At 41.5% G+C, this 8,294-nt stretch carries 11 protein-coding genes; 9 read left to right on the forward strand and 2 right to left on the reverse strand.

The features are described from left to right. Window positions 1-135: 135 nt before the first annotated feature. The 8 genes from ELS82_RS27455 (at window position 136) to ELS82_RS22715 (ending at window position 6,103) form a co-directional block, all read left to right on the forward strand. On the forward strand, window positions 136-372 hold the full coding sequence (locus ELS82_RS27455; RefSeq protein ID WP_134837473.1) for a hypothetical protein: 237 nt from the start codon (window positions 136-138) through the stop codon (window positions 370-372). A gap of 128 nt (window positions 373-500) precedes the next feature. After that, a complete protein-coding gene (locus ELS82_RS22660; RefSeq protein ID WP_134837464.1) occupies window positions 501-1,037 on the forward strand; it encodes a nucleotidyltransferase family protein in 537 nt (178 codons plus the stop codon). Window positions 1,038-1,172: 135 nt separating this feature from the next. Next, window positions 1,173-1,787: a hypothetical protein gene (locus tag ELS82_RS22665; RefSeq protein WP_134837465.1), complete on the forward strand. Its 615-nt coding sequence runs from the start codon at window positions 1,173-1,175 to the stop codon at window positions 1,785-1,787. Between the two features lie 1,293 nt (window positions 1,788-3,080). Then, a complete protein-coding gene (locus tag ELS82_RS22690) occupies window positions 3,081-3,485 on the forward strand; it encodes a GFA family protein (protein ID WP_134837468.1) in 405 nt (134 codons plus the stop codon). A 143-nt stretch (window positions 3,486-3,628) separates the two neighbouring features. Next, a complete protein-coding gene (locus ELS82_RS22695; RefSeq protein ID WP_134837469.1) occupies window positions 3,629-4,177 on the forward strand; it encodes a hypothetical protein in 549 nt (182 codons plus the stop codon). Between the two features lie 138 nt (window positions 4,178-4,315). Then, entirely contained in the window at window positions 4,316-4,750 is a 435-nt protein-coding gene (locus ELS82_RS22700; protein WP_134837470.1) for a GNAT family N-acetyltransferase, read from the forward strand. Between the two features lie 144 nt (window positions 4,751-4,894). Further along, window positions 4,895-5,248 (forward strand): hypothetical protein, encoded by a 354-nt coding sequence (locus ELS82_RS22710; protein WP_134837471.1) that lies wholly within the window; start codon window positions 4,895-4,897, stop codon window positions 5,246-5,248. A 204-nt stretch (window positions 5,249-5,452) separates the two neighbouring features. Then, the gene (locus ELS82_RS22715; RefSeq protein WP_134837472.1) at window positions 5,453-6,103 is read left to right on the forward strand and encodes a lipoprotein; all 651 of its coding nucleotides are present in this window, start codon (window positions 5,453-5,455) and stop codon (window positions 6,101-6,103) included. Window positions 6,104-7,319: 1,216 nt separating this feature from the next. On the opposite strand, the gene ELS82_RS22725 is transcribed toward ELS82_RS22715, so the two are convergent. Beyond that, a complete protein-coding gene (locus ELS82_RS22725; protein ID WP_025794194.1) occupies window positions 7,320-7,616 on the reverse strand; it encodes a type II toxin-antitoxin system RelE/ParE family toxin in 297 nt (98 codons plus the stop codon). A 6-nt stretch (window positions 7,617-7,622) separates the two neighbouring features. Beyond that, window positions 7,623-7,865 carry a type II toxin-antitoxin system Phd/YefM family antitoxin gene (locus ELS82_RS22730; protein ID WP_045957228.1) on the reverse strand — a complete coding sequence of 81 codons (243 nt, stop codon included), beginning with the start codon at window positions 7,863-7,865 and terminating at the stop codon, window positions 7,623-7,625. Window positions 7,866-8,104: 239 nt separating this feature from the next. On the opposite strand from ELS82_RS22730, the gene ELS82_RS22735 reads away from it, so the two are divergent. Next, on the forward strand, window positions 8,105-8,294 hold a 190-nt coding region (locus tag ELS82_RS22735), incomplete at its 3' end, for a DUF1353 domain-containing protein (RefSeq protein ID WP_134837477.1).

An 8,294-nucleotide genomic window follows, 5' to 3' on the forward strand; every position in this document is an offset into this window, starting at 1 on the left:
GGCGTTAGCTGTCTTTTCAAGTTTGGGCACAAAGTCGAATGTATTAAGTAAGAATACGAACTTACTTAGTGCTTTTGGTATTCTTAGTATGTCGTTTTCCATGCGTGCGTCAATCTCAATGGAGGCAGTACGAATATTAGGTTTTGTGAAAAGTGCGAGAGAGAAACTGAACATACAGAAGCAATCAAGCAGAAACCCTCAAAATATGGGAAGTCCAGAAAAGAACAGTTCAAAGCGTTTCTAGACGGTTTCTTCAGTGGAGCCGCGGCTTCTTTGCCAGGAGGAGCATCACTGGAGCTAACAGACAGGTACGTAGTTTGTCTAAAATGTGGCAAACAAACACTAGAAAATCACGGCACAGAATTTCAATAGAGCTCCTCTGTAGACAGAAAGCTAACAATAAATTTAAGAGTGATTCACAACGCTTGGCGCCGTCACTTCAAGTCAGTTTAGTGTTTATGGCACAATGCTTTAGGTAAGGTGTTAGGGCACAGGGCGAAATGGACATAATCGTAGAATTAATCAAACAAGATCCAGTTAGAGTTAACGCTTTGAAGTGTGTATCTCAATTGGGTTTACCTCAATGCTATATTGCAGCAGGTTTCGTCCGAAATCTTGTGTGGGATGCATTACATGGTTTTCAGGTGGCGACACCATTGAATGATGCTGATGTTATCTATTTCGCACCTGACGAGCGAGATCCTAATGCCTATTTATACTATGAAGCTCAGCTTAAACAGGTAATGCCGGAAATTAACTGGCAAGTTCGAAATCAGGCAATAATGCACACTCGCAATGGTGACTTACCTTATACAAGTTCACTGGACGCTATGAGCTACTGGCCAGAGAAAGAAACGGCAATTGGTATCCGACAAGTTGCTCCCGAAAAATACGAATGCATATCAGCTTTTGGGTATGAATCATTATTTGGTTACTGTGTCACACATAACCCGAAAAGGTCACAAGAAACGTTTAAAAGTCGTGTAAATTCAAAAGGGTGGTTAGTAAAGTGGTCATCTTTGAGAATAGTGCCCTAACAAACAATTTAAGAGGGATTCGCAACGCTTGGCATTTTTTCTTCTACTTCAATTATAGTGGTTACGGTACAATGCTTTAGGTTGAGTGGTAGCGTTGCTCACCCCTTAATTGGGCGTTAGGCGCCATGAGGCAGTATGAAAAACAAGATTGTAGATCTCTTTGCATCAAACACAGAGTCGGTGATCGATCTCGTATTATCAGATGGGTTGCTCAAGGATATCCCCATTATCGGGAACATAGTTAGTGTGTTGCGGATAGGGCAGGATGTTTCAAATCATTTGTTTGCTCAAAAACTCGGTGCATTCCTAGAGCATTTGAGAACTCATGGTCAACGAGAGTCATTGGAAGCACTCAAAGACCAAAGTAAGTTAGAGGCTCTTGGTACAAATATGATTTTGGTTATCGACAAGTCTAATAGTGTTGATAAACCAAAGTGGCTTGCTCAAGCGTTTATCGGTTTATCTGATGGTATGATTGATATCGACCTATTTGATAGGTTGGTTTATAGCATCGATTCCTTTTCGCCAGCTTTGAAAGGAACTTTACTTAAGTATTATCGCCCTCCGCAAACTGCAATAAGTCAAAGTGAGCATTTCAAACGTAACCCTGAGCACGCAGAAGAATTGTCAAACCAAGGGTTGCTGCGTCGTGAGTTTCAGTTAAATTCCATAAACAACTCATATTCTGTTAAGTATGCTAAGACTAGTTTAGGGGCAGCATTAGCAGAAGTGATAAGAAAAAGCGCCTAACAAACTGTTTAAGAGTGATTCGCAACGCGTGGCATTTTTACTATACGTTGGTTTTAATGTTTAAGGTGGCATGCGGAAGCTTCGGTATTGCGTTGCTCACACCTTAACAGGGCGTTATGTTTACTTGTAATTCAAAGGCTTAAAGGTCTTAGGCTCTAGTTCTTTATCCCTCTGGAAAATCGTCCCTAGTAGACTCAGCAAATCCGCATTGTCGGTCTGAGTTCTTGAATCTCTCAGGCAGTAAAACATGCTAATGTTCGCGGGTTGCTTCATTGTCAGGTCGTGGCGGTTGGCTTCTTGCTTAACTGGCTTAAAGTCGCTTTTGGATTCTTAGCCAATCAGCATTTCGGCTTGGCAGTTGCCTCGGCAATTTGCCATTGTCTTGCGCTTTGGTTGGAAAGACAGGGCACTTGTTGAAAGTTAGTTGGGTTGCCTCATTGGGCAGGGAAGTGGAATTGCTCGTTTCTGGTTGGTCGCCTTTGGCGGTCAAGTTGGTTTTAGCCTTGTGCTTTGATTCAGAAAACTAGTCAGAAATAGTAGCTCTTTCTCAAGTAAATCAGTTATTTGTGGTAAAACATAACAATAAATTTAAGTAGATTCGCAACGCTTGGCATTTTGGGTTTGAATCAGTTTTAGTGATTACGGCACAATGTTTTAGGTAGGGTGGTAGCGTTGCTCACTACTTAATTTGGCGTTATGTTTACTTGTATTTCAAAGGCTTAAATGTCTTAGGCTCTAGTTCTTTGTCCCTCTGGTAATCCGTCCCTAGTAGGCTCAGCAAATCCGCATTGTCGGTCTAAGTTCTTGAATTTCTGAGCCCGTAAAACATGCCAATGTTCGCGGGTTGCTTCATTGTCATGTCGTGGCGGTTGGCTTATTGTTTAACTGGCTCAAAGTCGCTTTTAGGTTCTTAGCCAATCAGCATTTCAGCTTGGCAGTTGCCTAGGCAATTCACCATTGTTTTGCGCTTTGGTTGGAAAGATAGGGCGTTTGTTGAAGCTTAGTCGGGTTGCCTCATTGGGCAGGGAATTGGAATTACTGGTTTTGGGTTAGTCGCTTTTGGCGGTCAAGTTGGTTTCAGCCTTGTGGTTTAGCTCAGAAAACCAGTGAGAAATATCAGTTCTTTCTCAATTAAGTCAGTAACTTGTGGTAAAACATAACAAACAATTTAACAGTGATTCGCAACGCTTGGCGCTCTCACTTCGAGTTGAGTCAAGTGTTTACGGCGCAGTGGTTAAGTTCAGTGCTTGCGCTGCTCACACGTTAATTGGGCGTTATGCATAAGGAGAGGTTATGACGATTACCGGTGAATGTTTTTGCAGTGAAATCAAGTACAAAGTTGAAGGTAACCTTCATGACGCACGTTCTTGTCATTGTTCTAGATGCCGTAAAGCATTTAGTTCTCAAGCCTCTGCATACGCACTCGTTAAAGAAGGTGAGTTCGTATGGGTTAGTGGCGAGGAGCTTCTAACTTCTTATGTCGGTGAGCATGGCTTTGGGCTTCAGTTTTGCTCGAAATGTGGGTCAACGTTGGTTGGTGTGTATAAAGGGGTAGTTCATGGTGTTACGTTAGGTTGCGTAAATGGAGATCCTGACATTCAGCTAAGTCGCCATATTTATGTGGACTCTAAAGCGTCATGGGAGTTAATCGCTGACGGTGTACCTCAGTTCAAGGGAGCACCTCCAGAAAATGCATAACAAACAATTCAAGCTGATTCGCAACGCTCGGCGCTTTCGGTTTCAATTGGTTTTGTGATTACGGTGAAGTGCTTGGGTAAGGCGGCAGCGTTGCTCACAACTTAATTGGGCGTTATATGCTTACATAGAATTGGAGGTCTATCTTGTTTTCAAGAAGCTTGTATGTTTTTGCTTGCGGTGTCGTATCTACTGTTGTCATTGGCGCGGATCTTGTTCTGCATTATTGGGGCGACCAACTCTACCCAGATAGCAATATTCCGAGCATGTTGATTTTTATGTTTTCAGTTGTTGGCTTAGTATTTGTAACAATACCAATGATCACCAATTATGCTGAAAAGTGGCTAAAAAATGGAGGCTGGGAGTTTCTTGATGTTCCAAGCCATGATTGTAAGTTTAAGTTTCCCGCTTTATCGTCTTTTCTGGGTGAACAGGCATTTGCATCATTACTTGCTACAATTATGGTCGTAATATGTAAGGTTACTTTTGCTGAATTCAACTCTTTTGCTCTAACGATCGTATTCTATGTTTCTTGCGTGATTTCGTTAGCTTACATGGCGATGTCCTATATTAGATTTTTGTTTTACTTCCAAGGTTCAAATGGCATTTTATTAGCATTCATCCTAACTAGCTCACTGGTATTTGGTTTTGGGTTGTTTGGCTTTGGCATGTACATCGGTAAAATCAGCATATAACAATAAATTTAAGAGTGATTCACAACGCTTGGCGCTTTCACTTCAAGCGGGTTTAGTGTTTATGGCACAATGGCTTAGCTAAGGTGTCTGCGTTGTTCACACCTTAATTTGGCGTTATGTGTAACCAGAGGAAAATGTATGGAAGTACAGCTAAAAGTAGGTAGTGACTCCTTATTCGCAGAATCTTTAACCAAGTCAAATATGGCAAGTTACTATCAAACTCGTGGGATAATCTGGGATCACAATCAGTTTCTAAGTAGTTGGGATGAGTTAGATAATTACGAAGTCCATCTAGACCAAGCTCGTGTTGGTGTTCTCCGTTTTAGCTATAGTGGCGATACTACCTTCTTGAGGGACTTTCAAATTTTGCCTGAGTTTCAGGGTAGAGGAATTGGGGCAAAGTGTCTCGAACTAGTTGTTAGACATGCGCTTAAAAGACAATCCACTAAGCTAGTTTTGCGTGTGTTTAGTGAAAACCCAGCAATCAGCCTGTATGAGTCCAAGGGCTTCGTTAGAACATCTGAAGTCAAAGGGTTGGTTGAAATGGAGATCCCTTTAAGTTCAAACACATAACAATCTGTTCAAGAGGGATTCGCAACGCGTGGCATTCTTACTATGCGTTGATTTTAGTGTTTAAGGTGGTATGCGGCGGCTTTTGTATTGCGTTGCTCACCCCTTAACAGGGCGTTATGTAGCTAGGTAGGAAATGGAGTATAAATGCTTGGTTTAGTTCGATTTGTGTTGGTTGCGAATGTAATGGTAGCCGTAATAGTTGTTGGTCTTGAGATGTCCACAGGCTTCTTTGGGCTTAAGTTTGTATCGGACTACGCATTTTTCATCGTTCTACTTTTGTGGGGAACGACAGCCTTATTTTTTATGTATCCGCCTTTGGGTGGTATAGGGCAGTCTGACGACAAAGTTGATACGGTGACAGACTCAATGGTTGACCGTCGCGTTGCGGACGAAATCGATGATGAGCGGTTCTCAGAAAATACAGCTTTTTGTATCAAACTACTTATAGCTGGGGTGCCTGCATTCTTGGTTTGTGTCCTTGCGAGCATCGCTACATAACAATAAATTCAAGCAGATTCGTAACGCTCGGCATTTTTGCTTTGAATCAGCTTAAGTGTTTACGGCACAATGGTTTAGGTGGGTGGTAGCGTTACTCACTACTTAATTTGGCGTTATGCCACTAAATGGAATACTGACGTAAGTCATATTCATTTAGTGGAGTATGTGGGATACTCACAGCTTCCAAATTTGTGAAAAATAGCAATGAACAAATATTTATTTCCATTAAGCGCAATAATAGTGCTTTCTGGCTGCCAAACAACTATTGAAGCTCGCCAGTACAGTGTTTTAGACCCTGAATCCAACTTTAATGCCAATAAGCCAATCGTAGTTGCTACGTTTGATGAGAACGACTTATCTTCTAAGTATTACATTCGTGCGGTAATTGACGCTCTAAAAGAGCGAGGGTTTACAAATGTTTACTCGTTACGAGAGTTGGCTGAGAGCAATTCTACACCAGTTGCTGCAGCATATATAAAGCTCGAAGAAAAATACGATACTTATACTTACGAGTCAGCGGACTATGGAATGGTCGATAGTGGTTACTCCACAACGAGCTGTACAGGTTTTGGTATTACGGCAACGTGTAATACAACAAAGCAGAAAACGTATGGTGTTACTGGTAAGTCTACAAAAACCGGTACTATGGTTTATCATTCATTCGCTTTACATTATTACGATCTAGCCACCAAGAAGAAAGTCCTATTCACTATGGGATCAACTTTTGATAAGTCTTGTAATAGTGATTTCTTGTACAAGTTTTTAATCGACGAAACTATTTCACGCACGGACTTTGAGCGACCACAGGATTACAAATACAAAATAAAACTACCTGAAGGGGTTAAGTGTAAATAGTGGCATAACAATAAATTTAAGAGTGATTCACAACGCTTGGCGCCCTCACTTCAAGCCAGTTTAGTGTTTATGGCACAATGCTTTAGGTAAGGTGTCAGCGTTGTTCACACCTTAATTTGGCGTTATGTTTACTTGTAATTCAGAGGCTTAAATGTCTTGGGCTCTAGTTCTTTGTCCCTTTGGTAACTCGTCCCTAGTAGACTCAGCAAATCCGCATTGTCGGTCTAAGTTCTTGAATCTCTCAGCCCGTAAAACATGCCAATGTTCGTGGGTTGCTTCATTGTCAGGTCGTGGCGGTCGGTTGTTTGTATAACTGGCTTAAAGTCACTTTAGGGTTCTTAACCAATTGGTATTTTAGCTTGGTAGTTGCCTCGGCTATTTGCCATTGTTTTGCGCTTTGGTTGGAAAGATAGGGCGCTTGTTGTTTCTTGGTCGGGTTGCCTCATTGGGCAGGGAAGTGGAATTACACGTTTTAGGTTGGTCGCCTTTGTCGGTCAAGTTGGTTTCAGCCTTGTGGTTTGCTTCAGAAAACTAGTTAGAAATAGCAGTTCTTTCTCAAGTAAATCATATGTTTGTGGTAAAACATAACAAACTGTTCAAGAGGGATTCGCAACGCGTGGCATTTTTACTATGCGTTGGTTTTAGTGTTTAAGGTGGCATGCGGCAACTTCGGTATTGCGCTGCTCACCCCTTAACAGGGCGTTAGATTTTTCTGGGATTATGAATAGAACTAAAGCAACTTTAATCGTTACTTTGTTGATGCATGTAATACTGTTTATAGCCGTGGAACATGCGTTTTCTAGAGGCAGCGATTTTCAAATCATAGCGCTAATCATATTGTGGTGTATTGGCTCGTTGACTGCTGCTTATCAGTTTCGAAAAGTCACTCGTTCTCAAAGGGAAAAAACGCTTCTGGTTAAGTTAAGTAGCTTCGCTTTATGGTTTATTGCACTTCTACCAATTAGTTTAGGGGCTCTTCTGTTATTTCTCGCCGTGGCACTTAATGGTGTGGATTTTAGATAGGGCGCAACTGAAAAGTACAAATCTAACAATAAATTTAAGCAGATTCGCAACGCTTGGCACTTTCGGTTTGAATCGGCTTTAGTGTTTACGGCGCAATGTTTTAGGTAGGTGGTAGCGTTACTCACTACTTAATTTGGCGTTAGTTTACCAATCAAGATCATCACCCTAGTTTTTATTTCGGGTGATGTCTTCGCTACAAGTGGTTTTGTGGGAGTTGTGATTGACCAAGTACAGCCACAACTAAAATAAAACCGTCTTCTTTTGTAAAGTAAGCTGTGTGTTTTCCTACCGGAAAATAGAAACCGCTTGGATAAATCTCATCGCAACTGCGACCTACGGCTGGATTGTCGGCAAGCATTTGAAACCCAGTTAGCAATGTATCTTTATAGTTGTTCCACTGCATTTCAGAAAAGTTATTGACGGTATAGCTTTTAATTTTTCGTAAATGAGCCTGAGCCAATTTACTTAGTTTGTATTTATTCTTTTGCATAGTGGGTTACAAGGCGCTTAGGAAATCTTCACCATCAACTACATTGCCTTGTGCTAAGTCTTGTTTAGCTGACTCGAAACAATGTTTAAGGTAATCAGTTTTCATTGCCTCTAGTTCTTCATAGTCTTTGATAGACATTACCACTACGGCATCTTTACTGTTTTTGCTAATCTTTACTGGCTCGCGTTGGGCGCTTAGAAGCAGCTCACCAAAGTTACGCTTTGCATCATTTGCTGTTAGTGTGTGCATACTCAATCTCCAAATTTGGAATTACAGTAAGATTATAGTTTGTCGCACAAAATGGTCAATATAATTAAATCGTGTGATTTGTGCGAAAGGTAAACTAACAAGCAATTCAAGCTGATTCGCAACGCTCGGCGCTTTCGGTTTCAATTAGTTTGGTGATTATGGTGAAGTGCTTAGGCAATGTGGCTGCGTTGCTCACAACTTAATTGGGCGTTAGGCTTACAAGGAGGTTTCAAATGAGGATGCCAGTTTTACAACCCATTCCAATTCGCACGAAAAAGGTCCCTAGCTTGATTTGCCGAATCTATATATGGATCTTTTCAATTCGAAAGTGGCGGGTGAAAGAGGAATGGAGTTATAAGCTCCCAGACGGCAAAACCATTGTCATTCCTGCAGGCTTCGAGTTTGACGGTGCATCGATTCCGCGTCCTC

Source organism: Vibrio ouci (assembly GCF_004551525.1).
In the GTDB taxonomy this organism is placed as follows: Bacteria; Pseudomonadota; Gammaproteobacteria; order Enterobacterales; family Vibrionaceae; genus Vibrio; species Vibrio ouci.